Annotated in this window: 24 protein-coding genes; 15 read left to right on the top strand and 9 right to left on the bottom strand. The window is 71.7% G+C overall.

The features are described 5' to 3' along the window. Positions 1-11: 11 nt before the first annotated feature. Complete coding sequence (locus JYK04_RS13985) at positions 12-1,808, bottom strand: AMP-dependent synthetase/ligase (RefSeq protein ID WP_189736294.1); 1,797 nt, start codon at positions 1,806-1,808, stop codon at positions 12-14. Between the two features lie 255 nt (positions 1,809-2,063). On the opposite strand from JYK04_RS13985, the gene JYK04_RS13980 reads away from it, so the two are divergent. From JYK04_RS13980 to JYK04_RS13955, 6 genes are all read left to right on the top strand, one after another. Next, positions 2,064-2,903, top strand: a complete 840-nt coding sequence (locus JYK04_RS13980; RefSeq protein WP_373297415.1) for a metallophosphoesterase family protein — start codon at positions 2,064-2,066, stop codon at positions 2,901-2,903. A gap of 166 nt (positions 2,904-3,069) precedes the next feature. Beyond that, the gene (locus JYK04_RS13975) at positions 3,070-3,510 is read left to right on the top strand and encodes an SRPBCC family protein (protein ID WP_189736291.1); all 441 of its coding nucleotides are present in this window, start codon (positions 3,070-3,072) and stop codon (positions 3,508-3,510) included. Positions 3,511-3,542: 32 nt separating this feature from the next. Continuing rightward, a complete protein-coding gene (locus JYK04_RS13970; RefSeq protein ID WP_189736289.1) occupies positions 3,543-4,700 on the top strand; it encodes an ArsA family ATPase in 1,158 nt (385 codons plus the stop codon). A gap of 78 nt (positions 4,701-4,778) precedes the next feature. Then, positions 4,779-5,243 (top strand): DUF5304 domain-containing protein, encoded by a 465-nt coding sequence (locus JYK04_RS13965; protein ID WP_189736287.1) that lies wholly within the window; start codon positions 4,779-4,781, stop codon positions 5,241-5,243. Between the two features lie 61 nt (positions 5,244-5,304). After that, positions 5,305-6,246 (top strand): ROK family glucokinase, encoded by a 942-nt coding sequence (locus JYK04_RS13960; protein ID WP_189736284.1) that lies wholly within the window; start codon positions 5,305-5,307, stop codon positions 6,244-6,246. Positions 6,247-6,326: 80 nt separating this feature from the next. After that, positions 6,327-7,076 carry an endonuclease/exonuclease/phosphatase family protein gene (locus JYK04_RS13955; RefSeq protein WP_189736282.1) on the top strand — a complete coding sequence of 250 codons (750 nt, stop codon included), beginning with the start codon at positions 6,327-6,329 and terminating at the stop codon, positions 7,074-7,076. Between the two features lie 173 nt (positions 7,077-7,249). On the opposite strand, the gene JYK04_RS13950 is transcribed toward JYK04_RS13955, so the two are convergent. Next, positions 7,250-7,882 (bottom strand): hypothetical protein, encoded by a 633-nt coding sequence (locus JYK04_RS13950; protein ID WP_189736280.1) that lies wholly within the window; start codon positions 7,880-7,882, stop codon positions 7,250-7,252. Continuing rightward, complete coding sequence (locus JYK04_RS13945) at positions 7,875-8,654, bottom strand: alpha/beta hydrolase (protein WP_189736279.1); 780 nt, start codon at positions 8,652-8,654, stop codon at positions 7,875-7,877. The genes JYK04_RS13950 and JYK04_RS13945 overlap by 8 nt, the downstream gene beginning before the upstream one ends. A 170-nt stretch (positions 8,655-8,824) precedes the next feature. On the opposite strand from JYK04_RS13945, the gene JYK04_RS13940 reads away from it, so the two are divergent. The 6 genes from JYK04_RS13940 to JYK04_RS13915 all read left to right on the top strand — a co-directional run bounded on the left by JYK04_RS13940 (position 8,825) and on the right by JYK04_RS13915 (position 14,176). Then, a complete protein-coding gene (locus JYK04_RS13940; RefSeq protein WP_189736618.1) occupies positions 8,825-9,565 on the top strand; it encodes a lysophospholipid acyltransferase family protein in 741 nt (246 codons plus the stop codon). A 38-nt stretch (positions 9,566-9,603) separates the two neighbouring features. After that, positions 9,604-10,821 carry a MacS family sensor histidine kinase gene (gene macS, locus JYK04_RS13935; RefSeq protein ID WP_189736277.1) on the top strand — a complete coding sequence of 406 codons (1,218 nt, stop codon included), beginning with the start codon at positions 9,604-9,606 and terminating at the stop codon, positions 10,819-10,821. After that, the gene (locus JYK04_RS13930) at positions 10,818-11,525 is read left to right on the top strand and encodes a response regulator (RefSeq protein ID WP_229875156.1); all 708 of its coding nucleotides are present in this window, start codon (positions 10,818-10,820) and stop codon (positions 11,523-11,525) included. The genes macS and JYK04_RS13930 overlap by 4 nt, the downstream gene beginning before the upstream one ends. Before the next feature lie 166 nt (positions 11,526-11,691). Next, a complete protein-coding gene (locus JYK04_RS13925; RefSeq protein ID WP_189736614.1) occupies positions 11,692-12,720 on the top strand; it encodes a 6-phosphofructokinase in 1,029 nt (342 codons plus the stop codon). 67 nt (positions 12,721-12,787) lie between these two features. Beyond that, entirely contained in the window at positions 12,788-13,783 is a 996-nt protein-coding gene (locus JYK04_RS13920) for a 2-hydroxyacid dehydrogenase (protein ID WP_189736275.1), read from the top strand. Positions 13,784-13,858: 75 nt separating this feature from the next. Then, the gene (locus JYK04_RS13915) at positions 13,859-14,176 is read left to right on the top strand and encodes a hypothetical protein (protein ID WP_189736273.1); all 318 of its coding nucleotides are present in this window, start codon (positions 13,859-13,861) and stop codon (positions 14,174-14,176) included. A 279-nt stretch (positions 14,177-14,455) separates the two neighbouring features. Here JYK04_RS13915 and JYK04_RS13910 read toward each other — a convergent pair whose 3' ends face one another. Next, positions 14,456-16,351 (bottom strand): anthranilate synthase family protein, encoded by a 1,896-nt coding sequence (locus JYK04_RS13910; RefSeq protein ID WP_189736271.1) that lies wholly within the window; start codon positions 16,349-16,351, stop codon positions 14,456-14,458. Positions 16,352-16,691: 340 nt separating this feature from the next. Here JYK04_RS13910 and JYK04_RS13905 point away from each other — a divergent pair, with 340 nt between their 5' ends. Then, entirely contained in the window at positions 16,692-18,047 is a 1,356-nt protein-coding gene (locus JYK04_RS13905; protein ID WP_189736270.1) for a class II 3-deoxy-7-phosphoheptulonate synthase, read from the top strand. 165 nt (positions 18,048-18,212) lie between these two features. Then, complete coding sequence (locus tag JYK04_RS13900) at positions 18,213-18,479, top strand: (2Fe-2S)-binding protein (protein WP_189736268.1); 267 nt, start codon at positions 18,213-18,215, stop codon at positions 18,477-18,479. 16 nt (positions 18,480-18,495) lie between these two features. Here the strand turns inward: JYK04_RS13900 and bfr are convergent, their stop codons facing one another. After that, the gene (gene bfr / locus JYK04_RS13895; protein ID WP_030010525.1) at positions 18,496-18,972 is read right to left on the bottom strand and encodes a bacterioferritin; all 477 of its coding nucleotides are present in this window, start codon (positions 18,970-18,972) and stop codon (positions 18,496-18,498) included. Between the two features lie 173 nt (positions 18,973-19,145). On the opposite strand from bfr, the gene JYK04_RS13890 reads away from it, so the two are divergent. After that, complete coding sequence (locus JYK04_RS13890; RefSeq protein WP_030010526.1) at positions 19,146-19,778, top strand: sulfite oxidase-like oxidoreductase; 633 nt, start codon at positions 19,146-19,148, stop codon at positions 19,776-19,778. A 31-nt stretch (positions 19,779-19,809) separates the two neighbouring features. Here the strand turns inward: JYK04_RS13890 and JYK04_RS13885 are convergent, their stop codons facing one another. From JYK04_RS13885 to JYK04_RS13870, 4 genes are all read right to left on the bottom strand, one after another. Then, on the bottom strand, positions 19,810-20,376 hold the full coding sequence (locus JYK04_RS13885; RefSeq protein ID WP_189736266.1) for a DUF4396 domain-containing protein: 567 nt from the start codon (positions 20,374-20,376) through the stop codon (positions 19,810-19,812). Between the two features lie 91 nt (positions 20,377-20,467). Beyond that, positions 20,468-21,325 carry a deoxyribonuclease IV gene (locus tag JYK04_RS13880; protein WP_189736264.1) on the bottom strand — a complete coding sequence of 286 codons (858 nt, stop codon included), beginning with the start codon at positions 21,323-21,325 and terminating at the stop codon, positions 20,468-20,470. Positions 21,326-21,334: 9 nt separating this feature from the next. Continuing rightward, on the bottom strand, positions 21,335-23,251 hold the full coding sequence (gene pknB / locus JYK04_RS13875; RefSeq protein WP_189736262.1) for a Stk1 family PASTA domain-containing Ser/Thr kinase: 1,917 nt from the start codon (positions 23,249-23,251) through the stop codon (positions 21,335-21,337). Between the two features lie 1,476 nt (positions 23,252-24,727). Continuing rightward, complete coding sequence (locus tag JYK04_RS13870) at positions 24,728-25,522, bottom strand: thiazole synthase (RefSeq protein ID WP_189736260.1); 795 nt, start codon at positions 25,520-25,522, stop codon at positions 24,728-24,730. Positions 25,523-25,524: the final 2 nt, after the last annotated feature.

The raw sequence follows: 25,524 nt of genomic DNA, 5'->3' as shown, positions 1-25,524 counted from the left end.
GGAGCGGCGGACTAGCCGCGGTAGAGCGCCTCGATCTCGTCCGCGAAGTCCTTGGCCACCACATTGCGCTTCAGCTTCAGCGACGGCGTGATGTGACCCGACTCCTCCGTGAACTGGGAGGGAAGAATGCGGAATTTCCGCACCGATTCCGCCTTGGAAACCGCCGCGTTGCCGTCATCCACGGCCTTCTGGACGGCGGCGATCAGCTCCGCGTCCTCGCGCAGCTCCGCCGCCGTCACACCGGCCGGCTTGCCGTTCTCCGCGGCCCACCGGCCGAGGAACTCTTCGTCGATGGTGACCAGCGCCGCCACGAAGGGCCGCGCGTCGCCCACCACCATGCACTCCGCGATCAGCGCGTGCGCGCGGATCCGGTCCTCGATGACGGCCGGCGCGACGTTCTTGCCGCCCGCCGTGACGATGAGTTCCTTCTTGCGGCCGGTGATCGCGAGGTAGCCGTCCTCGTCGAGGGTGCCGACGTCGCCGGTGTGGAACCAGCCGTCGGTCAGCGCCTCGGCGGTCGCCGTCTCGTTCTTCCAGTACTCCTTGAAGATGTGCTCGCCGTGCAGCAGCACCTCGCCGTCGTCGGCGATGCGCACCACGGAGCCCGGCAGCGGCTGGCCGACCGTACCGATCTTCGTCTTGTCCCACGGGTTGAAGGCCGTGGCCGCACAGGACTCGGTGAGGCCGTAGCCCTCCAGCACCGTGAAGCCGATGCCGCGGAAGAAGTGGCCGAGCCGCTCGCCCAGCGGGGCGCCGCCGGAGATCGCGTACTCGCCGCGCCCGCCGAGGACCGTGTGCAGCTTGCTGTAGACCAGCTTGGAGAACAGCTTGTGCTTCAGGCGCAGCCCGAAGGACGGGCCGCCCGGGGCGTCCAGCGCGCGGCTGTAGGCGATCGCCGTGTCGGCCGCGGCGTCGAAGATCCTGCCCTTGCCGTCGGCCTGGGCCTTGGCGCGTGCCGAGTTGTAGACCTTCTCGAAGACGCGCGGGACACCGAGGATCAGCGTGGGCCGGAAGGACTGGAGCTCGTCCGTCAGGTTCTTGATGTCCGGTACGCAGCCCAGGCGGATCGGCGCCAGCACGGCCGCCACCTCCACCAGGCGCCCGAAGACGTGCGCGGCCGGGAGGAAGAGCAGGACCGAGCAGTCTCCGGTGCGGAAGAGCGGGCTGAGGCGCTCCACCACGTTGCCGCACTCGGCGAAGAAGTTGCGGTGGGTCAGCACGCAGCCCTTGGGGCGGCCGGTGGTACCCGAGGTGTAGACGATGGTGGCCGGGTCGTCGGCGTTGGCGAGGCTGCTGCGCTCCTCGACCTCGGCGTCGGAGATCTCCGCGCCGGCGGCCTTCAGCGCCTCCAGCGCGCCCTGCTCGATCTCCCAGACCTCGCGCAGTTCCGGCAGCCGGTCGCGCAGGGAGGCCACGGCCGCGCTGTGCGCCGGGCTCTCCACGATGACGGCGACGGCCCCGGAGTCACCGAGGATCCACTGGACCTGCTCGGGGGAGCTGGTCTCGTACACGGGGACGGTGACGCCGCCCGCGCTCCAGATCGCGAAGTCGAACAGCACCCACTCGTAGCGGGTGCGGGAGATGAGGGCGACCCGGTCGCCGGGCCGGATGCCGGCCGCCACGAGGCCCTTGGCCGCGGCCCGGACCTCGGCGAGGAACTCGGTCGCGGTCACGTCCTGCCACCGGCCGTCGACCTTGCGGCTCATGACGGCGGTGTCTGGATGCTGAGCGGCGTTGCGGCGGATGAGATCCGTCAGGTTCCCGTCCGACGGGACCTCGTACAGGGCCGGAAGGCTGAACTCGCGCAAGACTGCTGCTCCTCTGGGCGCCATCGCCACCATGTGGACCGACCGGACGTTACCCACCGGTAGTGGGTTCCCGATAGGGGGAACCGGCCAGATGTTCCGTGCGTCACATTCTGCACTTACCCTGCCTCGCACCAACGTGCCGACAGTAGTCGACCCCGTTCGCGACTCGGAAGTAACCGCAGGTCCGGCCGCCTCTTCCACCCCCTCTACCCGCCGCCACCAGGCAGCTCTAGGGTTGGCCGCATGGCTGGCAGCATGCGGGGACAGCAGTTCGGCACGAGCGGATCAGGCCGTGGGGCGGGCCGTGGAGCAGGCCCTGGGGCGGGCCGCACCCGGGTCCACGTCGTGAGCGACGTGCACGGCAACACCGAGGCCCTCGCCCGGGCGGGCGACGGCGCCGACGCCCTCGTCTGCCTCGGCGACCTCGTGCTCTTCCTCGACTACGCCGACCACTCGCGCGGCATCTTCCCCGACCTGTTCGGCATCGAGAACGCCGACCGGATCGTCGAGCTGCGCACCGCGCGCCGCTTCGACGAGGCCCGCGCCTTCGGGCGGGAGCTGTGGGCCGGCCTGGACCGGGACACCCTCATCGAGGGCGCCGTACGCCGCCAGTACGCCCAGATGTTCGCCGCCTTCCCCACTCCCACGTACGCCACCTACGGCAACGTCGACATGCCGGGCCTGTGGCCCGAGTACGCCGACCGCCACGGCCTCACCGTGCTCGACGGCCAGCGGGTGGAGATCGGCGGCCGCGTCTTCGGCTTCGTCGGCGGCGGACTGCCCTCCCCGATGCGCACCCCCTACGAGGTGGACCCGGAGGAGTACGCCGCCAAGGTGGAGGCCCTCGGCGAGGTGGACGTGCTCTGCTCGCACATCCCGCCGGAAGTGCCCGAGCTCTGCTACGACACCGTCGCCCGCCGCTTCGAACGCGGCAGCGAGGCCCTGCTCGCCGCGATCCGCCGCACCCGCCCCCGCTACGCCCTCTTCGGACACGTTCACCAGCCGCTCGCCCGCCGCATGCGCATCGGGAACACCGAGTGCGTGAACGTGGGCCACTTCGCGGCCACCGGCCGGCCCTGGGTCCTCGAATGGTAGAGATCGAGCCGCTTCACGGCGGGCTCGCGCAGGGTACGGGAGGCGCTGGAGTGGCGACGTCCACACGCGCGGTAGCCTTCACGCGGCGGCCCCAGGCCGCACACATCCTCGAACTTGCCCAGCTGCCGCTGGGAGGTACCACCCCCAGCCCGGAGGAGCGACCGCGATGGCGGAACACACCAGCTCAAGCATCACGATCGAGGCTGCGCCCACCGACGTGATGGCCGTGATCGCCGACTTCGCCCGTTACCCCGAGTGGACCGGCGAGGTGAAGGAGGCCGAGGTGCTGGCCACCGACGCCCAGGGGCGCGCCGAGAAGGTCCGCCTGCTGCTCGACGCGGGCGCGATCAAGGACGACCACACCCTCGCCTACACCTGGACGGGCACCGACGAGGTCAGCTGGACCCTGGACAAGTCCCAGATGCTGCGCCAGCTGGACGGCTCCTACCGGCTGACCGCCGTCGACGGCGGCAAGCGCACCGAGGTCACCTACCAGCTGACCGTCGACGTCAAGATCCCCATGCTCGGCATGATCAAGCGCAAGGCCGAGAAGGTCATCATCGACCGTGCGCTCGCGGGCCTGAAGAAGCGCGTCGAAACCGTCTGATCCCGCTTCCCGCACACCGGAGCACCCGCACCATGCACACCTTGCTGATCACCGGCCCCGGCGGGGCCGGGCGGACCACCGTGGCGGCGGCCACCGCCCTCGCCGCGGCCCGCCACGGGCAGCGGGTGCTGCTGCTCTCCGGCGACATCGGCGACCCGCTCACCGCCCTGGTCGGCGACCCGGCCGCCCCCGGGCTGCGGGTGGCGCGGGTGGACTCCGGCGAGGAGTTCCGCGACGAGCTCGTCGCCCTCCAGCAGCGCGGATCCGCCCTGCTCGGCATGGTCGGGGCCCGGCCGCTGGGCGCCGAGGAGATCACCGAACTGCCCGGCGCCGAGGAGTTCGCCCTGCTCCGGGCCCTGCGGCGGGCCGCCGCCGCGCCCGGCACCGACCTCGTCGTCGTCGACATGCCGCCGCTCCACCGGACCGTGGCCACCCTCGCCCTCCCCGCCCAGCTGCGCCGCTACCTCACCCGGCTGCTGCCCGCCGAGCGGCAGGCCGCCCGCGCCCTGCGCCCCGTACTGGCCCAGCTGGCCGGCGTCCCCATGCCCGCGCAGTGGCTCTACGAGACCGCCGCCCGCTGGGACGAGGAGCTGGCCGCCGTCCAGGCCGTCGTCGAGGCCGACACCACCGAGCTGCGGCTGGTCGCCGAGCCCGGCCCGGCCGCCGCCGACGCGCTGCGCCTGGGCCGGCTCGGGCTCGCCCTGCAGCAGCTGCCCGTCTCCGCCCTCGTCGCCAACCGCACCGTGCCGACGGAATCCGCCGATCCCTGGCTCGCCGGGCTCGCCGCCCAGCAACAGAAGTACGCCGCCGAGTGGGCCGCCGAGCTCCCCGTGGTGGCCCTCGCCCACCTCGGCCGCGATCCGCGCGGCCCGCAGGACCTGGAGCTGCTCGCCGACACCGACGGGCTCGTACCCGGGGCGCCCGCACCCCGCCGGGCCTGGGCCGTCGAGGACCGGCTGGCCGAGGACGGGGTCCTCGTCTGGGTGGTACCGCTGCCCGGCGCGCACAAGAGCGACCTCGACCTCGTACGCCGCGGCGACGAGCTGCTGCTCACCGCGGGCCCGCACCGCAGGATCGTTCCGCTCCCCGCGGCGCTGCGCCGCTGCACCGTCTCCGGCGCCGCCCTCGCCGAGGGGGAGCTCCGCATCCGCTTCACCCCCGACCCGGGACTGTGGCCCCGCGCGCGATGAACCGCGTACCCCCGTTCGGGTACCGTCGAAAGTAGTCCGTACCGCACGTCCAGCAGCCGCCGCAGGAGAGAGTCCGCCATGAGCGAGGCCACCGACCGCCCCACCGACGACGACGCGTGGGCCAAGGCCTGCGCCGAGGACCTCGCCGCCGAGAAGGAGCGCCTGCGCGGACAGGAGCAGGCCGCGGCCGGCGGCACCGGCACCGCCGCCGAGGAGCTGTTCAAGCTCTTCGAAGCCGTCGCCGACAAGGTGTCCGGGCTGAACAACCCGCTGTTCGGCGTGGCCGCACAGGGTGCGGTGCGCCAGTTCGTCGACCAGGCCAAGACCGCCGCCAAGCCCGTCATCGAGCGCAACCCGGAGGTCTTCGACCACCTCGCGGCCGCCGGATCCGAACTGCTCGCCGCCTACCGCTCGGCCGTCGAGGGCCACGAGCGCCGCTGGACGCGGGGCGAACCCCCGGCCCCCCGGCAGGCGTCCCACGACCGCGACCCCGGGGACGACGGCCCCGACGCAGGCCCCTCCGAGCGGATCGATCTCGACTGATCCCCCGGAAGCCTCGGGTACCGTTGGCCGTGGCGGGGTTTGACCGGAAACCGAGGGACTAATGGGACTCACCATCGGCGTCGACATCGGCGGCACGAAGATCGCGGCCGGCGTGGTCGACGAAGAGGGCACGATCCTTGAGACGTACAAGGTGCCCACCCCGCCGACCGCGGACGGAGTGACGGAGGCCATCTGCGCCGCCGTCTCCGAGGTCAGCAGCAACCACACGATCGAGGCCGTCGGCATCGGCGCCGCCGGATACGTGGACGACAAGCGCGCGACCGTGCTCTTCGCGCCCAACATCAACTGGCGGCACGAGCCGCTGAAGGACAAGGTCGAGCAGCGCATCGGCCTGCCCGTCGTCGTCGAGAACGACGCGAACTGCGCGGCCTGGGGCGAGTACCGCTTCGGCGCCGGCCAGGGCCACGACGACGTCATCTGCATCACGCTCGGCACCGGCCTGGGCGGCGGCATCATCATCGGCAACAAGCTGCGCCGCGGACGCTTCGGCGTCGCCGCCGAGTTCGGGCACATCCGGGTCGTCCCGGACGGCCTGCTGTGCGGCTGCGGAAGCCAGGGCTGCTGGGAGCAGTACGCCTCCGGGCGCGCCCTCGTCCGGTACGCGAAGCAGCGTGCCAACGCCACCCCCGAGAACGCGGCGATCCTGCTCGCGCTCGGCGACGGCACCGCCGACGGCATCGAGGGCAAGCACATCAGCGAGGCCGCCCGGCAGGGCGACCTGGTGGCCATCGACGCCTTCCGCGAACTGGCCCGCTGGGCCGGCGCGGGACTGGCCGACCTGGCCTCGCTGTTCGACCCGTCCGCCTTCATCGTCGGCGGCGGGGTCTCGGACGAGGGCGACCTCGTCCTCGACCCGATCCGCAAGTCCTTCAAGCGCTGGCTGGTCGGCGGCGCCTGGCGCCCGCACGCGCAGGTCCTCGCCGCGCAGCTGGGCGGCAAGGCCGGGCTCGTCGGCGCGGCCGACCTGGCCCGCCAGGGCTGAGCCCTCTCCGTCTCGATTCCCTGCGCACCGCCCGCCGCGCCCCTTGGGGGAGCGGCGGGCGGCTGCGTATCTTGCGGGGCATGGACCAGCTGCCGAAGTCTCGTACGGAGCCCGACGGTTCTGCCGTGATCCGGGTACTCAGCTACAACATCCGCTCCCTGCGCGACGACGAGGAGGCGCTGGCCCGGGTCATCCGGGCGTGCGAACCCGACCTCGTCCTCGTGCAGGAGGCCCCCCGGTTCTTCCGGTGGCGCAAACACGCGGCCCGGCTGGCCGCCAAGTGCGACCTGGTGGTGCTGGGCGGGGGCGCGACGGCGGCCGGGCCGCTGCTGCTGTGCTCGCTACGGGTCTTCGTGGAGCGCACGGAGGACGTCCTGCTGCCGCGCACCCCCGGCCTGCACCGCAGGGGCTTCGCCACGGCGGTGGTCCGGATCGGGGGCGTCCGGATGGGCCTGGCCTCCCTGCACCTCTCGCTCCGGGCCGAGGAGCGCCGCGCCCACACGGAGCTGCTGCTGGACCGGCTGGCCGCCATGGACGTGCCGTACGCGATCGCCGCGGGCGACGTGAACGAGGGCCCGGAGGGGCCGGCGTACGGGCGGCTGGCCGCCGAGCTCCAGGACTGCCGGGCGGTGGCCCCGTGGGGCGGCGGACCGACCTTCCCGGCGGCGGCGCCGGAGCGGCGGATCGACGCCGTGTTCGCCACGAAGGGGGTGGAGGTGCTGGCCTGCGGTGTCCCTGCGGGGCTGCCGGGAATCTCGACCACGGACCTGCGCTCGGCGACGGACCACCTGCCGGTGCTGGCGGCACTCCGGCTGGCGGCTGCGCCGTAGCTTGGCGGTCCCGGGTCCGCGTGCGGCGCCGTTGCCGGGGGCGCCGCCCCCGGACCCCCGCGCCTCAATTGCCGGCGGGGCCGAATGTCAGCCCCGCCAGGGGGTACCTCCCAGCGGTAGCTGGGGGAGATTGAAGCGCGGGGTCCGGGGCGGAGCCCCGGGAAGCCTCGGGGTCAGACGACCGCGCCGCGGCCCGGGTCGTCGTCGTCATCGTCGTCGCCGGTCGCCATGCGCGCGACCAGCGTGGCGAAGCCGCCCAGGAAGCCGCCGATGCCCAGCGTCGTCAGCCACCAGGTCATCTCCCACTGCAGGAGCACCGCGAGCAGAAGCAGGACCGGGCCGCCGACGACCGCCAGCCACGCGAACTTCGACGTCGTGTCCGCCGGCGGGAGCTCCGGCTCCGGAGGGACGAAGTGGCCCTCCTCCGCCGCGGTCAGGTCGTCGTCCTTCGGCTCCGCCGGCGAGTGGTCCCGGGGACCCGACATGCCCACGCCCGGGGCGAAGACCACGGAGCTGCCCAGCGCCGCCGGAGGCCCCGGGTCCGCATCCGTCTTCGGATCCGGCTCCGCATCCGTCTTCGGATCCGGCTCCGCGTCCGGCTCCGGATCGGCCTTCGCGTCCGCTCCGGACTCCGCGGGCAGCGGCTTGACGTCCTCCTCCGGCAGGAGGAGGTTCTCGATCGGTCTGAACGGCCGGGCCCCCGGCGGGTCCGGCGGCTCCTGCCCGTACCCGGCGACGATCGCCGCCCACGCCGCTTCCTCGTCCAGCGGCGGAACCCCGCCCGACTGCTCCTCGTGCTCAGCCACCGGCCTCCGCCCCCTCCCTGCCCACGCTCTCCGCCAAGCGGCCGATGAACGCATAGCTGTCCGCGAAGATCCGCTCCGCGTCATGGTCCAACGTCGCGACGTGGTAGCTCTGTTCCAGCAGGGTCTCGGTGACGTCCGTGGAGGAGACCCGGGCCAGTACCCGCGCGGAGTCGACCGGCGGTACGACGTGGTCCTGCGGGCTGTGCAGCAGCAGCATCGGCTGCGTCACCTGCGGCAGGTCGGCGTCCACGAGCTGCAGGAACTTCTTCAGCGAGTGCGCGGCCCGGGTCGGGACCCGGTCGTATCCGACCTCCTCCGAGCCCGGCTTCGCGATGTCGCTGGCGATGCCCGGCGTCGACCGGATGAGGTGCTTGGTCACCGGAAGGGTCACGGCGAGCGGGTCGTGCACCTTGTTGGCCGGGTTGACGAGCACGATGCCGCTGATGGCGTCCCCGTGCTTGGCCGCCAGCCGCAGGGTCAGCGCCCCGCCCATCGACAGCCCGAAGACGAACACCTGCTCGCACCGGTCCAGCAGTTCCCGCAGGGCGCGGTCGACCTCGGCGTACCAGTCCTGCCAGCCCGTGAGCTGCATGTCCTGCCAGCGCGTCCCGTGGCCGGGCAGCAGCGGAAGCGACACCGTGAGGCCCCGCCCGGCGAGATACTCGGCCCAGGGGCGCAGGGACTGCGGGGAACCGGTGAAGCCGTGGCAGAGGAGGACGCCGACCTCTCCGCCCTCGTGGCGGAACGGCTCGGCTCCAGGGAGGACGGGCACCAGGGTCTCCTTGATCATGATGTACGTCGGGTGGGTGCGTTGCTCTGTGTGACTTCACCGTACGCGACCGGGGTGGCACCGGCCAGGGTCGTCGGGTCCCTGCCGGTGTAGGCACGGGATATGGTCTGTTCGACAGACACAGGAAGGCTTTCGAGTTGATCTACGGCGCAATGAAGTTCTCCATCGGCGGTTCACTGAAGCTCGCTTTCAGGCCGTGGGTGGAGGGCCTCGAGAACATTCCCGCGGAGGGGCCGGCGATCCTCGCGAGCAACCACCTGTCCTTCTCCGACTCCTTCTTCCTGCCGGCGGTGCTGGACCGGAAGGTCACCTTCATCGCGAAGGCGGAGTACTTCACCTCCCCGGGGGTCAAGGGCAAGCTGACGGCCGCCTTCTTCAAGGGCGTCGGCCAGCTCCCGGTGGACCGCTCCGGCGCCCGCGGGGCCGGTGAGGCCGCGATCCAGAGCGGCATCAAGGTCATCGAGGCCGGAGAGCTGTTCGGTATCTACCCCGAGGGCACGCGTTCACCCGACGGACGCCTCTACCGCGGCAAGCCCGGCGGTCTGGCCCGCGTCGCCCTGGCCACCGGTGCGCCCGTGATCCCCGTAGCGATGATCGACACGGAGAAGATCCAGCCGCCCGGCAAGGTGGTCCCCAAGCTGATGCGCCCGGGGATCCGGATCGGCAAGCCGCTGGACTTCAGCCGCTACCACGGCATGGACAACGACCGCTTCATCCTCCGCTCGGTGACCGACGAGGTCATGTACGAGATCATGAAGCTCTCCGGCCAGGAGTACGTCGACATCTACGCGACGGCGGCCAAGCGCCAGATCGCCGACGCCGAGAAGGCCGAGAAGGCCGCCAAGGCGGAGAAGGCCGAAAAGGGCGAGAAGGCCGACGGCACGTCGGAGTAGCTGCGCGTGGGCGGTACCGCCCGCGAGGGGTGGGGGAGATGGCGAAACGCGAACGCGTCGTACGCATGTCGGTCGAGCAGCCGCTCTGGCGTGCCCTGACCGCGTACCGGCTGCTGACCATGGTCTACGCGGTGCTGCTGTTCGCCTTCGCGTACAAGGAGTTCTCCCGCCCCGGGGTCGCGGTCGGCTACCTGGCCGCCCTCGCCGTCTGGACCCTCGCCACCTCCCGGAAGGTGGCGAACGCCGCCAGCTGCACCAAGGGCTTCCTCGTCGCCGACCTCACCGTCGCGATCGTCGGGATCGTGCTCACACCGGTCGCCGACACCCAGGCGCGGATCAGCGCGGGCGGCAGCACCCTCCCCACCATCTGGACGGCGGGTGCGGTCCTCGCCTTCGCCATCAAGGGCGGCTGGCGCTGGGCCTGCTTCGCCTCCACCTTCGTGGCGGCCGCCAACCTCGCCATCCACACCGGCCAGCCCACCCGGGACACCCTGCACAACGTCCTGCTCGTCTGGGTCGCCTCCGTGGCCATCGGCTACGTGGTCGAGGTCGCCCGGGCCAGTGAGAACACCCTCGCCCGCGCCCTGGAGATCGAGGCGGCCACCCGCGAGCGCGAGCGCCTCGCCCGCGACATCCACGACGGGGTCCTCCAGGTCCTCGCCATGGTCCAGCGGCGCGGCAGCGAGCTGGGCGGCGAGGCCGAGGAGCTCGGCCGGATGGCGGGGGAGCAGGAGGTGGCGCTGCGCACGCTGGTCTCCAGCGGGCTGGTACAGCCCTCCCGGGTCTCCCACGACGAGTCGCGCGGCGCGCTGGTGGACACGTACGAGGTGGACGAGCCGGGCGCCGAGGACGGCGAGCTGGACCTGCGCACGCTCCTCGCCCCGCACGCCGGGTCCCGCGTGAGCTTCGCCGAGCCGGGCACCCCGGTGCCGCTGCCGGTGCCGGCCGCGAAGGAACTGGCCGCGGCGGTCGGCGCCGCCCTGGACAACGTGCGCAAGCACGCCGGGGAAGGGGCGCGGGCCTGGATCCTCGTCGAGGACTGGGGCGACGAGGTGATCGTGACCGTTCGCGACGACGGCCCCGGCATCCCGGCGGGCCGGCTCGACCAGGCGGCGGGCGAGGGCCGGATGGGGGTGGCCCTGTCCATCCGCGGCAGGCTGCGCGATCTCGGCGGCAGCGCCGATCTGGTGTCCGTTCCCGGGCAGGGCACCGAAGTGGAACTGAAGGTACCCAGGGCGAGGACGGACAAGAGATGAGCGAGCGCACCGACGTGAACGACCCGAACAGGCCGAACGAGCTCCACGACATAAGGGTGATGGTCGTCGACGACCACCCGATGTGGCGGGACGCGGTCGCCCGGGACCTGGCCGCCGCGGGCTTCGACGTCGTCGCCACGGCCGGCGACGGCCCCGAGGCGGTCCGCCGGGCCCACGCCGTCACGCCCGACGTGCTGGTCCTCGACCTCAACCTGCCCGGCATGCCGGGCGTGCAGGTCTGCAAGGAACTCGTCGGCGCCAACCCGGCGCTGCGGGTCCTGGTCCTGTCGGCCAGCGGTGAGCACGCGGACGTCCTGGAGGCGGTGAAGTCCGGCGCGACCGGCTACCTGATGAAGTCCGCCGGCGCCCAGGAGCTGATCGACGCCGTCCGCCGCACCGCGGCCGGCGACCCGGTCTTCACCCCGGGCCTGGCCGGGCTGGTGCTCGGCGAGTACCGGCGCCTGGCCACCGACCCGCTGCCGGCCACCTCCGACGAGCCGAAGGCCCCGCAACTGACCGACCGCGAGACCGAGGTACTGCGGCTCGTGGCCAAGGGGCTGTCGTACAAGCAGATCGCCGAGCGTCTGGTCATCTCCCACCGCACCGTGCAGAACCACGTCCAGAACACCCTGGGCAAGCTGCAGTTGCACAACCGGGTGGAGCTCGTCCGGTATGCCATAGAACGCGGCCTCGACGACGCGTAGTACCCGCCCGGGGGACGTCCGCACCGCCCGTCGATCGTACTTACGTCCTCGTACGAGTGAACGGGTGTACGCAACGCCTCGCGATTCCACCGGAATTGGCCTCTCCGGGTCCCTTGCTGTGACCTGGGTCACCACTAGCGTGACCGTCATGGCGATTGGAGATTCCATGAAGGTCGGAGTGCTGACCGGTGGCGGCGACTGCCCCGGTCTCAACGCGGTGATCAGGGCCGTCGTCCGCAAGGGCGAGCAGGAGTACGGCTGCGGGTTCATCGGGTTCAAGGACGGCTGGCGGGGCGCGGTCGAGGGGCGCACCGTCCCCCTCGACATCCCCGCCGTCCGCGGCATCCTGCCCCGCGGCGGCACCATCCTCGGCTCCTCGCGCACCAATCCGTTCAAGACGGAGAACGGCGTGCGCGACATCAAGGAGAACCTCGCGAAGTACGAGGTGGACGCGCTCATCGCGATCGGCGGCGAGGACACCCTCGGGGTCGCGGCCCGGCTGTACGAGGAGTACGGCATCCCCTGTGTCGGCGTGCCCAAGACCATCGACAACGACCTGTCGGCCACCGACTACACCTTCGGCTTCGACACCGCCGTCGGCATCGCGACCGAGGCGATCGACCGGCTGCACACCACGGCCGAGTCCCACATGCGGGTCCTGGTCGTCGAGGTCATGGGCCGGCACGCCGGCTGGATCGCCCTGCACTCGGGGCTCGCGGGCGGCGCCAACGTCATCCTCATCCCGGAGCAGCGCTTCGACATGGACGAGGTCTGCGCCTGGGTCACCTCCCGGTTCAAGGCGAGCTACGCGCCGATCGTGGTGGTCGCCGAGGGGGCCATGCCCAAGGACGGGGAGATGGTGCTGAAGGACGGCACCCTGGACTCCTTCGGCCACGTCCGGCTGTCGGGCGTGGGCGAGTGGCTGGCCAAGGAGATCGAGGAACGGACCGGCAAGGAGGCCCGTACGACGGTGCTCGGGCACATCCAGCGGGGCGGCACGCCGAGCGCCTTCGACCGGTGGCTCGCGACCCGGTTCGGTCTGCACGCGATCGACGCGGTGCGCGACAGGGACTTCGGGAAGATGGTCGCGCTCAAGGGGACGGACATCGTCCGGGTGCCGATCGCGGAGGCGACGTCGAAGCTGAAGACGGTGGATCCCGCCCTGTACAAGGAGGCCGGGGTCTTCTTCGGCTGAGCGGCGACCCGCCACCATGGGCCGTATCGTGACGAACGGCCCATGGTGTCGAGGTGCGGGAGCTGGCGTGGAGATCCTGGCATTCGGTGTGACCGCCGACGAGAAGCCGCTCCTGGAGCAGGCCTTCGCGGGCACGCACGAGATCCGCTGCCTCGAAGTCTTCCTGGAGGAGGACACCGCGCCGATCGCCGCCGGGTACGAGATCGTCTCCTCCAGCGTCAACGCCGACCTGAGCGGCCGGGTGCTGCGGATGCTGGCGGCGGGCGGGACGAAGATGATCGCCCAGCGGTCCACCGGCTTCAACAACATCGACCTGGACGAGGCCCGGCGCCTCGGCATGACGATCGGCCGGGTCTCGTACTACTCGCCCTACTCGGTCGCCGAGTTCGCGTGGGCGCTGGCGCTGACCGTGAACCGGCGGCTCGTCCGGGCGACGACCCGGACCCGGGACTTCGACTTCCGGCTGAACGGGCTGATGGGCCGGGACTTCCACGGCCGCACGGTCGGCGTGCTCGGCACCGGCAAGATCGGCGAGGCGTTCACCCGGATCGCGCACGGCTTCGGCATGCGCCTGCTGGGCTGGGACGTGGTGCAGAACCCGGCCTGCGTGGAGCTCGGCATGACGTACGTGGACAAGGACGAGCTGCTGGAGTCCTCGGACCTGATCAGCCTGCACGTGCCACTGGTCGACTCCACCCGGCACCTCATCGACGCGGCCGCGCTGCGGCGGATGCGGGACGACGCGATCCTGGTGAACTCCAGCCGCGGCGGGCTGATCGACACCGAGGCCCTGGTCGACGAGCTGCGGGCGGGCCGCCTCGAGGGCGTCGGCCTGGACGTGTACGAGGCGGAGGCCGGCGTCTTCTTCCTGGACAAGTCGCTGGAGACCGTCGCGGACGACACCCTGGCCCGCCTCGTCACCTTCCCGAACGTCGTCGTGACCTCCCACCAGGCGTACTACACGACGGACGCGGTGGGCCAGATCATCGACACCACCGTCGCCAACGTGGCCGACTACCTGGCGGGCCGCCGCTCCGAGAACACCCTGGTCCCGCCGGAGTAGGGCGCGCCCTCGGATTTCCGCCCGCGTTCACATCCCGTCCACGACGGAAGGCGACCACGGGCCTATGTTCGCACCGTGGACATACCCGACTGGATCCGCTGGATCTTCTTCGTCTTCGCCGCCGTACAACTGCTGTTCGCCTACCGCGCCGCGCACCTGGCGCGCCGGGCCGAGCCCGGCCGGCGGACCGATCCGTGGTTGGAGGTCGCCGACCACGCCGTGGGCGTGGTGCTGTCCGTCGGGCTGGCACTCGGCGCGGTCTCCGTCCTGGTGTTCGGGGCCCCGGTACTGCTGGCGGTCCTGTCGTGGCAGGGGATCCGGTCCGCCCTCGCCCGCCGGGCGGCGCCGACGGCCCCCGCGCCCGGCACGGGAGCCGCCCCGGGCGGGGACTAGGTCGTCTCTTTCGGATCTTGCCGGGCCCGGCCCGCCCGGCACCGCACCTGGCCGCGTTGTCGGGGCGCCCGAGTACGTCCAGTACACGGTGCGCTCCTCCGCCTTGCCATGCTTCCCCTCGGCCCTGGCGGGCCTGGGGAGGCCCCATGGCACCGGACGCCGCGGGCTCGGCCGACAAGATCCGAAAGAGACGACCCAGGCGGCGGCCCGGACCCCGGCCGGTCCCCGCGCCTCGAGCGCCGGACGGGCTGAAATCCGGCCCGCCCGGCGTGCGACGCCTCAGGCCGGGGACACCGCCCGGACTCCGGCCAGGAGCTCGCGCAGCAGGTCCGCCCCGCGCAGGGTGAGGACCGACTCCGGGTGGAACTGCACCCCCGCGAAGCCGGCCGTAGAGCGAAGGGCGTGGACCTCGCCCGTCGCCGGATCACGGGCCACCTCCACCCCCTCGTCGGCGAGCCGCGCGGCCAGGGCGTCGTCGCAGTGCGCGGTGTACGTGTTGTAGAAGCCGACCACCTCCTCGGCCCCGAACAGCTCGATCCGGGTCTGCGCCCCCTGCGCCGGCTCCGCCTTGCGGACCAGCGGGAGGCCCAGCTCGGCCGCCAGCAGCTCATGGCCCAGGCAGACCCCGACCAGGCCCTGCCGGTGCCCGGCCAGCAGATCGGCCGTCAGCGCGCGCAGCATCCGCATCTTGGGGTCCGCCGCCTCGGCCGGGTTGCCCGGGCCGGGGCCCAGGACGATCGGGCCCTCCCAGGCCAGGGCCGCCGCCCGCAGCCCCGGATCGTCGTAGCGGCGTACGGTCACCTCCAGCCCGGCCACCCGCAGGACGTGCCCCAGCATCGCCGTGAAGGTGTCCTCGCCGTCCACCACCAGCGCATGGCCCGCAGGAGCGGCCGGCCGCTCCTGCATCCGGAGCCAGAACGGCGCCAGGTCCTGGCGGCGCGCCGCCAGGGCCGCCCGCACCCGCGGGTCGTCCGCCAGCCGGGCCCCCTCGAAGGCCGGGCGCGGCGCGGCCGGCCGCACCCCGAGCGCGGCCAGCACCCCCGCCGCCTTCGCGTGGGTCTCCGCCACCTCGCCCGCCGGGTCCGAGTGCCGGACCAGCGTGGCGCCCACCGGCACCCGCAGCGTGCCGTCCGCCGCGATGTCGGCGGTGCGGATCAGGATGGGGGAGTCGAGGGTCTGCGCCCCCGCGGAGTCCCGGCCCAGCAGGGCCAGCGCGCCCGCGTAGTAGCCGCGCCCGCCCGCCTCGTACCGCTCGATGACGCGGCAGGCGTTCTGCACCGGCGATCCGGTGACGGTCGCCGCGAACATGGTTTCGCGCAGCACGTCCCGCACGTCCAGCGAGGACCGGCCGCGCAGCTCGTACTCGGTGTGCGCGAGGTGGGACATCTCCTTCAGCCGCGGTCCGACGACGACCCCGCCCATGTCGCCGACCGTGCACATCATCTTCAGTTCCTCGTCGACCACCATCGACAGTTCCTCGGTCTCCTTGCGGTCGCCGAGGAAGGCGAGCAGGGACTCGGCCGTCGGGCCCCCGGCCGGATAGCGGTAGGTGCCGCTGATCGGGTTCATCACGACCGTCCGGCCGGACATCCGCACGTGCACCTCGGGGCTCGCCCCGACGAGGGTCCGCCGCCCGGTGTGGACGACGTACGTCCAGTACGCGCCCCGCTCGCCCTCCAGCAGCCGCCGGAACAGCGCGAGCGCGTCGGCCCGGCCGAAGCCGTCGATGCGGCCCTCGTACGTGCGCCGGATGACGAAGTTCGCGCCCTCGCCGCGGCCGATCTCGTCCTCGATGACCCGCCGGACGGTGGCCGCGTACTCCTCGTCGGGGACGTCGAAGCCGCCGCCGTCGACCCGCACCGGATGGCTCGGCAGCGCGGCCAGCGCCTCGGCGAGCGGGATCTCGTACGCCTCCTCGGCGACCAGCACGCTCAGCGGCGTGCCGTCGTCGCGCACGTCGAAGCCGCGCTCCCGGATCTGCCGGAAGGGGACGAGCGCGAGGGTGGGAAGCTCGCCGACGGGCAGGTCGGCGAGGTGTTCGACGTCGCCCACCTGACCGATCAGCACCTCGACGGTGTCGTGGTCGCGGCCGGGGGTTCGCCGGCGCAGCAGGGCGAACGGCGGGCAGGCGGGGTCGAGCAGTCGGCTCAGTCGGTCGGGTCGGCTGGGATTCATGGGGCGGAGCGTCCTTCCGGTGGGAGGAGCGGCCCCTGGGATCCGACAGCGTGGTCGAAAACGCGGAAGGCCGCCCCTCGGGGCGGCCTTCGCGTCGTGCGTGTCTTCAGGTACGCGCGAGAAGTGGGCCGCCGGGAGCGGGCCACCACCAGTTCTGGTTCGAGTGCGCGTACATGGTGGGCACTTTAGCCCAGACCACCCCCGCGGGGCAGGATCTGTCTCATGGCGTGAGCTGAACCATGGATTCCGTTCCGCCGGGCGTCCGCGACCTTTGAGCTGGTTCGTCTCACGTTGTGGGCGGGGGGCCGAACGCGGCCTGTGACGCCGTAATGTGTACGAGGTGACCGTGAACGCTGAAACCCAAGCCCCCGCCGCCAAGGCGACCTGGCGAGACCTTCCCGCGGCGCAGCAGCCTTCGTACCCCGATGCCGAGGCTCTGCGCGCTGTCGTCGCGGACCTCGAGTCGTATCCTCCCCTCGTTTTCGCGGGTGAATGCGACCAGCTGCGTGCCCGTCTGGGAGCCGTCGCCAAGGGCGAGGCGTTCCTGCTCCAGGGCGGCGACTGTGCCGAGGCCTTCGACGGCGTCTCCGCCGACCACATCCGCGCCAAGCTGAAGACGCTGCTCCAGATGAGCGCCGTCCTGACGTACGCGGCCTCCGTGCCCGTCGTCAAGGTCGGCCGCATCGCGGGCCAGTACTCCAAGCCGCGCTCCAAGGACACCGAGACCCGCGACGGCGTCACCCTGCCGACCTACCGCGGCGACTCCGTCAACGGCTTCGCCTTCACCGAGGAGGCCCGGGTCCCGGACCCGGAGCGCCTGAAGCGCATGTACAACGCGTCCGCCTCGACGCTCAACCTGGTGCGCGCCTTCACCACCGGCGGCTACGCCGACCTGCGCCAGGTGCACGCCTGGAACCAGGACTTCGTGAAGTCCTCCCCGTCCGGTCAGCGGTACGAGCAGCTGGCCCGGGAGATCGACAACGCGCTGAACTTCATGAAGGCGTGCGGCACCGACCCGGCCGAGTTCAAGGCCGTCGAGTTCTACGCCTCCCACGAGGCGCTGCTGCTCGACTACGAGGGCGCGCTGACCCGCACCGACTCGCGCACCGGCAAGCTGTACGACACCTCCGGCCACATGGTCTGGATCGGTGAGCGCACCCGCCAGCTGGACCACGCGCACATCGAGTTCTGCTCGCAGATCGCCAACCCGATCGGCATCAAGCTCGGCCCCACCACCACGGTGGACGAGGCGCTGACGTACATCGACCGCCTGGACCCGGAGCGCGAGCCGGGCCGGCTGACCTTCGTCGTCCGCATGGGCGCCGACAAGGTCCGCGACAAGCTCCCCGAGCTGGTCGAGAAGGTCACCGCCTCCGGTGCGACCGTCGCCTGGGTCACCGACCCGATGCACGGCAACACCTTCGAGGCGGCCTCCGGCCACAAGACGCGCCGTTTCGACGACGTGCTCGACGAGGTCAAGGGCTTCTTCGAGGTCCACAAGGCCCTCGGCACCCACCCGGGCGGCATCCACGTCGAGCTCACCGGTGACGACGTCACCGAGTGCGTGGGCGGCGGCGACGAGATCTTCGTCGACGACCTGCACCAGCGCTACGAGACGGCCTGCGACCCGCGGCTCAACCGCAGCCAGTCCCTGGACCTGGCGTTCCTCGTCGCCGAGATGTACCGCGACCAGTAGGGATCAGTCAGTACCTTCGTACGACAGTGGGGCGCGGATCGATGTGATCCGCGCCCCACTGTCGTATCCAGGGCTTTTAGGCGACCCTAACTTTGGGTACGGTTAGGTAAGCCTCACCGAAAAGGGGATGGCTCGCTGAACCGCAGAACCATTCCGCCCTGGGAGGTGAACCGCGTGTACGTCTGCTCTTGCTTCGGTGTCACCGACAAGCAGGTCAAGGAGCACGCGGCGTCCGGGGCCTGCACCCCGCGCCAGATCGCCTCGGCCACCAAGGCCGGCACCGACTGCGGATCGTGCGTGCGCACCATCCAGGGCATCCTCGGCCGTGGGGCCTGCCCGCGCCGGGAGCTGCTGGAGAAGGGCCAGAGCGCGGCCGTGCTCGCCGCGGAGCCGGGTCCGGTCCGTTCGGCGGAGCTGGCGGAAGCGGCCTAGGGCTCGATCGGCCCGGTCAGCTCGGCTGCTCGATCAGCTGCGCGATGTAGAGCGGCTCGCCCAGGGACTCGATGAGCTCCAGCTGGGTGTCGAGGTAGTCGATGTGGTGCTCCTCGTCCTCCAGGATCTCCTCGAAGAGCCGGGCCGAGGTGATGTCGCCCTTGCCGCGCATGACCTCGATGCCCCGCTTGAGCCGGTCGATGGCCTCGACCTCGACCTGGCGGTCCGCCTGGAACATCTCCGTGAGCGTCTGCCCGACGCGCACGTGGAAGAGACGCTGGTAGTTCGGCAGACCGTCGAGCATCAGGATGCGCTCGGTGATCTTGTCCGCGTGCTTCATCTCGTCGATGGACTCTTCACGCGTGTACTTGGCGAGCTTGGTCCAGCCCTTGTTGTCCTGGATGCGGTAGTGCAGCCAGTACTGGTTGATGGCCGTCAGCTCGCCGGTCAGCTGCTCGTTCAGAAACTCAAGGACCTCGGGGTCGCCCTGCATCGCAGAGGCTCCTTCCAGGCAATGTCAGCTATGTGACGGGGCAGTTGCGCGCATCCTTGCACCGCCGTCGGGGACCGTCCAGTAAGTGCCTCCTTAGTGGGAGTTACCATGACTTGCCCGAATCGACCAAGGCCTGGTCATGACCACCCTGCCCAGTCTGTCACCATGGAGTCATGGGTCAGCCGGAAAGCCGGGAATCTCCGGGAGCAGAGCAGCTGGAGCTTCCACCGGGGCAGCGGCTGCAGAGGGGCTGGCCGGTCACCCATTACGGGCCCGTACCCAAGTTCAAGCCGGACCGCTGGGAGTTCCGCGTCTTCGGCGCGACGGCCGACGGGGACAAGCACTGCTGGAACCATGAGGAGTTCACGGCCCTGCCGTTCGACTCCGTCGTGGCCGATCTGCACTGCGTCACGAAGTTCAGCATGCAGGGCGCCGAATGGGGCGGTGTGCTCGCCCGTGAGGTCCTCGCCCTGGCTCCCCCCGCACCGCAGGTCACGCATGTGATGGTGTGGGCCGAGTACGGCTTCAGCTCCAATCTGCGGCTGGCCGACTTCGCCTCCGACCGGACCGTTTTCGCCACCCACGAGGGCGGTGAACTGCTCACCGCCGAGCACGGTTTCCCGGTACGGCTGGTGGTCCCGCACCTGTACGCCTGGAAGGGCCCCAAGTGGGTCCGCGGCATCGAGTACATGACCGCCGACCGCCGCGGCTTCTGGGAGGAGCGCGGCTACCACAACATCGGCGACCCGTGGCGCGAGCAGCGCTACTCGTACCAGGAGGAGCCCGGGGAGGGCCCCGAACTGTAGCGGGGCGCCTCGCCGGTCGGGCCGGGCTCGCTCAGTGGTGGTACCGGTGCACGACCGCGTGACCCTTGCCGCGGCCGATCATCCACTTGTTGACCGGGGTCGTGATCACGAAGGCGGCCGCCAGCGCGATCGCCAGGACGATCCAGAACAGCGGGTCCGACAGGTGCGCGTCCATCGCGCCGGGCCACAGGGCGATCACCCCGTTGTCGATCAGCTCCATGACGGCGATCGAAAGGGTGTCCGCGGCCAGCGCCACCCGGACGGCCGTACGGAGGTCGACGCCGGCGGCGAGGATCCCGCGCAGGGTGAGCGCGTAGCCGAAGAAGAACGCGAGGACGATCGCCAGGATCATCGTCCCGGCGTTCCCCCAGCCCAGCGCGGTGCCGATGATCATGCCGAGCACCTCGCCGATGGCGCACCCGGTGAGGCAGTGGAGGGTGGCCCGGGCGGCCATGCCCCAGCTGACCGGGCCGCCGGCCCCGTGCGCGGATGCGTGGTGCTCGTGCGGCTGCGCGGACCCGGGGTGGTGGTGCTCTTCGTGGCCCGTGTGTCCTTCGTGAGCCGTGTGTCCCTCGTGCCTCTCGTGCATGTGCTCCATGACAACCCCCTCGTGGGAACGCCGGGTAGCGGTTCCGTCGATATGACCGAACCGTATACCCCCCTGGGGTATTCCTCAAGGAATCAGCGGATCACTGCGGGCCGCGCAGCTCCTTCAGCAGCGCGACGTCCGCCGCGTGCCCTTCCTTGCCGCCGGGCGTCTCGATGACCAGCGGAACGCCGTCCATCGCGGGGTGCGTGAACAGCTCCGCGAAGGCGTCCCGGCCGATGTGCCCCTGGCCGATGTTGGCGTGCCGGTCCTTGTGGGCGCCGACGCCCTCCTTGGAGTCGTTCGCATGGACCAGCTTCAGCCGGCCCTCGCCCACCGTGTCCACCAGCAGGTCCAGCATCACCTTCGTCCCGCCCGGCTCCGCCAGGTCGTGACCCGCCGCGAAGATGTGGCAGGTGTCCAGGCAGATCCCCAGCTTCGGGTGGTGGTCCAGTGCGTCGAAGTACGGCCCGAAGTCCTCGGCGAGCGAACACAGCGAGAAGCCCTGCCCGGCCGTGGACTCCAGCAGCAAGAACGGGTCGTCGTCGTGCGTCAGCTCGTCCAGCAGCGGCAGCATGTGCTCCCTGACCTGCGCGTACGCCGCCTCACGCGGGCGCCCCCCGGTCGCCGACCCGGTGTGCACGACCACCCCGAGCGCACCGATCTCCCGGCCGCGGCGCAGGGAATGGCGCAGCGACTCCACCGACTTCTCCACGGTCGCCTCGGTGTGCGAGCCGAAGTTGATCAGGTACGGGGCGTGCACGTACGCCGGGATGGACTCCGCCGCGCACTCCGCCCGGAACCGTTCGTCCTGCGCCGGATTGCCGACCGGAGTGGCCCAGCCGCGCGGATTGGCGACGAAGACCTGGACGGCCTCCGCCCCCATCTCACGGGCGTAGGTCAGGCCGACCGAGGCGAGCCCCCCGGCAACGGGGACGTGCCCGCCCACTGGATTGCGCATCACTACGGCTTACAGCCCCTTGGTCTTGATGGTGATCGTGGTGCCCTCGGGGGCGTTCTGCCCGGCCGGCACCGACTGGGTGTCGATCGTGTTGCTGAAGGAGATCAGCGGCCGGTCCACCTTCACCTTGAAGCCGGCGGCCTCCAGCGCCTTGCGGGCCGCGTCCACGTCCTGGCCGGTCACGTTCGGGACCGGGATCTGCCGGGGGCCCTTGGACACGGTCAGCGTGACCGTCTCCCCGGCCGCGGCCTGGGTGCCGGCGCCGATCGACTGGTTGGCGACCGTACCGGCCGCGAAGGGGGCGTTGACCTGCTCGGGAGCCGTCACGGCCTTGAGGCCCTGAGCCTCGAGAGCGGCCGTCGCCTGATCGACCGGGAGACCGGTCACGCTCGGCACCGGCACCGGGCGACCCTTGCTGACGACGAGCGAAACCGCCGTGTCGGGCGCCCGCTTCTCACCGCCCGCCGGATTGGTGCTGATCACCGAACCCTGGGCGATGTCCTGGCTGAAGGCCTGCGTGACCATGCCGGGCGCCAGCCCGGACTGGGTCAGCTCGGCCTTGGCCTCCTCCAGGGGCCGGCCCTTCAGGTTCGGCACGGCCACGACCTCGGGGCCGCGGGAGATGGTGATGGTCACCGCGTCGTTGCCGCGGATCCGTCGGCCGCCCGGGGGATCGGTGTTCATCACCGTCCCGCGGTCGAAGGCGTCGCTGAACTTCCGGTTCACCCCCTTCACCCCGAGTCCGGCCGCGGACAGCTGGGAGCGGGCCTGCGCCTCGGTCTTGCCGAGCAGGTTGGGGACCTTGGTGAACTGCCCGTAGCTGATGTACCAGACGCCGGCCCCGAGCCCGAGCGCGAGCAGCACGCCCGCGACGACGAGCAGCACCCCGCGGCGGGGCCGCCGCGCGGGGGCCTGAGGCCGCTGCGCGGGCGGAGCGGGCGGCGAGGCGGGCATCTCCAGGCGGGAGGTGTGCTGCACGGGCTGCTGCTCGGCCACCGGGCGCGGGATCACACCCGTACGGTCCTCGGCGGACGACCGCTCCTCGGCGCGCGCCTGCGGGGGTACGGCGTCCAGCTCGGCGTCGCTGAGCAGCGCGCGGGCCTCGCGGGTGAGGCCGAGCAGGGCGGCCGCGTCGTAGGGACGCAGCTCGGGATTGCGGGCGGCGGCCTGCGCGACCAGCTCGTCGAGCCCGACGGCGAGCCCCGGGACCACGGCGGACGGGGGCGGGACGTCCTCGTGCAGGTGCTGGTAGAGCACCTGCGCGGGGGTGCCGCCGACGTGGGGCTTGGAGCCGGTGAGCATCTCGTAGAGGACGACACCGCAGGCGTAGACGTCCACGCGGGTGTCGGCGACCCCGTTCTCGATCTGCTCGGGGGCCAGGTAGGAGACGGTGCCGAGGACGGAGCCGGTGGTGTTGGTCACCGAGTCGACCGACCGGACCAGCCCGAAGTCCGCGACCTTCACCCGGCCGTCGTCCCCGATCAGGACGTTCTCGGGCTTCATGTCGCGGTGGACGAAGCCGGCCCGGTGGGCGGCGCCGAGGGCGGCGAGGACCGGTTCGAGGATGTCGAGGGCGGCCCGGGGCTGGAGCGCGCCGCGCTCGCGGAGCACGTCGCGCAGGGTGCAGCCGGAGACGTACTCCATGGCCAAGTACACGTACGGCCCGTCCGTGCCCTGGTCGAAGACGGCGACCACGTTCGGGTGCGCGAGCCGGGCGACGGACTTCGCCTCGCGGATGAACCGGTCGACGAAGGCGGCGTCGGCGGCGAGGGCCGGGTGCATCACCTTCAGGGCGAGCACGCGGTCGAGGCGGGTGTCGACGGCCCGGTAGACCGTGGCCATGCCGCCGGCCGCGATGCGGGCGTCGATGCGGTAGCGGCCGTCGAGCACGCGCCCGACGAGGGGGTCATCCAGGGTCGTATCCACCCGCCGATTCTACGAGCCGCCGAGCGGAGCCCGTCCTGGGCGTCTCGCCTTGCAGCGCACCTGTGACGCTGGGCGGGGCGGGGCGGGGCCTTCACCCCCGCGGGCGCGGTGCCCCGGGCCGGTGGCTGCCCACCCGCCCCCCTCGGCGGCGGGGGAGCGGGGGGCGCAAGGCCGGGCGGCGGCTTCGGGGTGGGCGGGAGCCACTCGACCGGCATCAGGGATGCGTGTGGGGGTTTCCCGTCAGTCCGATCGTCTCCGGGTCGGGCCGCCCCCTCAAGGGCGCTCCTTCGTCGCGTCGCTTCGCGATGTCGCTGCGCTCCACCCTTGACCGACCGTCCCGCCCCGGAGGAACGAAGACTGCCGGGAAACCCCCAAAAGAACGGGCCGGGCTTTCCTTTCCAGGGACGGGCCCGTCAGAGATGCCCAGCCCTGTCCCGGCGACATGGTCTTGAGACGGGACCCATCCGGACCAGGGCCCGGGTCGGTGGGGCGCGCCAGATCGCTACGCGCTCCTCATCCCTCTGCGTCCGACGACCGTCTTGGGCTGGACATAAGCCGCCCAAGACCCTTGGACGCCCCTCTCGGGAGGCGTCCGACGACCGGCCGTGGCCGGACATAGGCCGCCTCGGATCGCTACGCGCTTCTCCATGACCGCGACCGACGGCCGACAGGGGCTGATGAGAACAGATGGGAGGAGCTGACCGCCGTCACTTCACCTATTCCGTAGTGGGACCGGGTCAGCGCGAGCAGGACACCACAAACCCATCCCCAAATAGGGGTAATTGGGGCAAATGGCTGGTCTTTCGGGCCACCCATGTGCGCTGACCCGCATCCACTGCGGAATAGCCGCTGTCTCATGCTTTTCCGCCCCGGACGGCGGTCAGGCGCGACTCGTGAGGAGTCTCTGCGGGTCGTGGGCGGCTTATGAGGGGCCACAGACGGTCGTCGGACGCTGTCAGTGGGAAGCATCTGAGGCTGTGGGCGGCCTATGTCCAGCCACAGACGGTCGTCGGACGCTGAGAGGTGAGGAGCGCGTAGCGATTGGACGCGCCCCTCGCCCCGGGCCCTGGTCTGGATGGGTCCCGTCTCCTGCTCGTCCCTCACCCGGGACAGGCATGGGCATATCCGACTCCCCGTCCTGATCCTTGAACGCCCGGCCCGTTCTTTTGGGGGTTTCCCGGCAGTCTTCGTTCCTCTGGGGCGGGTCGGCCGGTCAAGGGTGGAGCGCAGCGACATCGCGAAGCGACGCGACGAAGGAGCGCCCTTGAGGGGGCGGCCCGACCCGGAGACGATCGGACTGACGGGAAACCCCCACACGCATCCCTGATGCCGGTCGAGTGGCTCCCGCCCACCCCGAAGCCGCCGTCCGGCCTTGCGCTCCCCGCTCCCCCGCCGCCGAGGGGGGCGGGTGGGCAGCCACCGGCCCGGGGCACCGCGCCGCGGGGGTGAAGGCCCCGCCCCGAGGCCTCGTACTCCTCAGAACGCCGGTCGTTCCGGGTCCAGGGTGGCGCGGCCCTCCGTGGGGGAGGAGGCTTCGGCGAAGCGGCGTTGGGGGATGCGGCCCGCGCGGAAGGCGAGGCGGCCCGCCGAGACGGCGTCGCGCATGGCCGACGCCATGAGGACCGGTTCCTGTGCCCGGGTCACCGCCGAGGCCAGCATGACCGCCGCGCAGCCCAGTTCCATCGCCAGGGCCGCGTCGGACGCCGTGCCCGCGCCCGCGTCCAGGATGACCGGGACCGACGCGCGCTCCGTGATCAGCTCGAAGTTGTGCGGGTTGCGGATGCCCATGCCGGACCCGATGGGGGACCCGAGCGGCATGATCGCCGCGCAGCCCACGTCCTCCAGCTTCCGTGCGAGCACCGGGTCGTCGTTGGTGTACGGGAGGACCGTGAAGCCCTCGTCCACCAGGATCTCGGCGGCGTCCAGCAGTTCGACGCCGTCGGGCAGCAGGGTCCGTTCGTCCGCGACCACCTCCAGCTTGATCCAGTCCGTGCCGAGGGCCTCGCGTGCCAGGCGGGCCGTGAGGACGGCCTCGCCCGCCGTGAAGCAGCCCGCCGTGTTGGGGAGGACCGAGATGCCGAGCTTGGCCAGCACGGACAGGACGGAGCCCTGGACCGTGGGGTCGAGCCGCCGCATCGCGACCGTGGTGAGTTCGGTGCCGGACGCGACGAGGGCGCGTTCCAGGACGTCCAGGCTCGGGGCCCCGCCCGTGCCCATGATCAGGCGGGAGGTGAAGGTCCGGCCGCCGAGGGTGAAGAGGTCGTCCGCCATGC

Source organism: Streptomyces nojiriensis (genome assembly GCF_017639205.1).
GTDB lineage: Bacteria > Actinomycetota > Actinomycetes > Streptomycetales > Streptomycetaceae > Streptomyces > Streptomyces nojiriensis.
The sequence above is the reverse complement of the archived record's forward strand: the minus strand, read 5'-3'. Positions and strand labels throughout refer to the sequence as shown.

Excerpts from the sequence above, each read along its gene's own strand:
- JYK04_RS13940 (WP_189736618.1), top strand. The coding sequence starts at position 8,825 with ATGAAGTTCTCCATCGGCGGTTCACTGAAGCTCGCTTTCAGGCCGTGG.
- JYK04_RS13975 (WP_189736291.1), top strand. The coding sequence starts at position 3,070 with ATGGCGGAACACACCAGCTCAAGCATCACGATCGAGGCTGCGCCCACC.
- JYK04_RS13870 (WP_189736260.1), bottom strand. The coding sequence starts at position 25,522 with ATGGCGGACGACCTCTTCACCCTCGGCGGCCGGACCTTCACCTCCCGC.
- JYK04_RS13955 (WP_189736282.1), top strand. The coding sequence starts at position 6,327 with ATGGACCAGCTGCCGAAGTCTCGTACGGAGCCCGACGGTTCTGCCGTG.
- JYK04_RS13890 (WP_030010526.1), top strand. The coding sequence starts at position 19,146 with ATGGGTCAGCCGGAAAGCCGGGAATCTCCGGGAGCAGAGCAGCTGGAG.
- JYK04_RS13970 (WP_189736289.1), top strand. The coding sequence starts at position 3,543 with ATGCACACCTTGCTGATCACCGGCCCCGGCGGGGCCGGGCGGACCACC.
- JYK04_RS13910 (WP_189736271.1), bottom strand. The coding sequence starts at position 16,351 with ATGAATCCCAGCCGACCCGACCGACTGAGCCGACTGCTCGACCCCGCC.
- bfr (WP_030010525.1), bottom strand. The coding sequence starts at position 18,972 with ATGCAGGGCGACCCCGAGGTCCTTGAGTTTCTGAACGAGCAGCTGACC.
- JYK04_RS13885 (WP_189736266.1), bottom strand. The coding sequence starts at position 20,376 with ATGGAGCACATGCACGAGAGGCACGAGGGACACACGGCTCACGAAGGA.
- JYK04_RS13965 (WP_189736287.1), top strand. The coding sequence starts at position 4,779 with ATGAGCGAGGCCACCGACCGCCCCACCGACGACGACGCGTGGGCCAAG.
- JYK04_RS13960 (WP_189736284.1), top strand. The coding sequence starts at position 5,305 with ATGGGACTCACCATCGGCGTCGACATCGGCGGCACGAAGATCGCGGCC.
- macS (WP_189736277.1), top strand. The coding sequence starts at position 9,604 with ATGGCGAAACGCGAACGCGTCGTACGCATGTCGGTCGAGCAGCCGCTC.
- JYK04_RS13880 (WP_189736264.1), bottom strand. The coding sequence starts at position 21,325 with ATGCGCAATCCAGTGGGCGGGCACGTCCCCGTTGCCGGGGGGCTCGCC.
- JYK04_RS13930 (WP_229875156.1), top strand. The coding sequence starts at position 10,818 with ATGAGCGAGCGCACCGACGTGAACGACCCGAACAGGCCGAACGAGCTC.
- JYK04_RS13980 (WP_373297415.1), top strand. The coding sequence starts at position 2,064 with ATGCGGGGACAGCAGTTCGGCACGAGCGGATCAGGCCGTGGGGCGGGC.
- JYK04_RS13925 (WP_189736614.1), top strand. The coding sequence starts at position 11,692 with ATGAAGGTCGGAGTGCTGACCGGTGGCGGCGACTGCCCCGGTCTCAAC.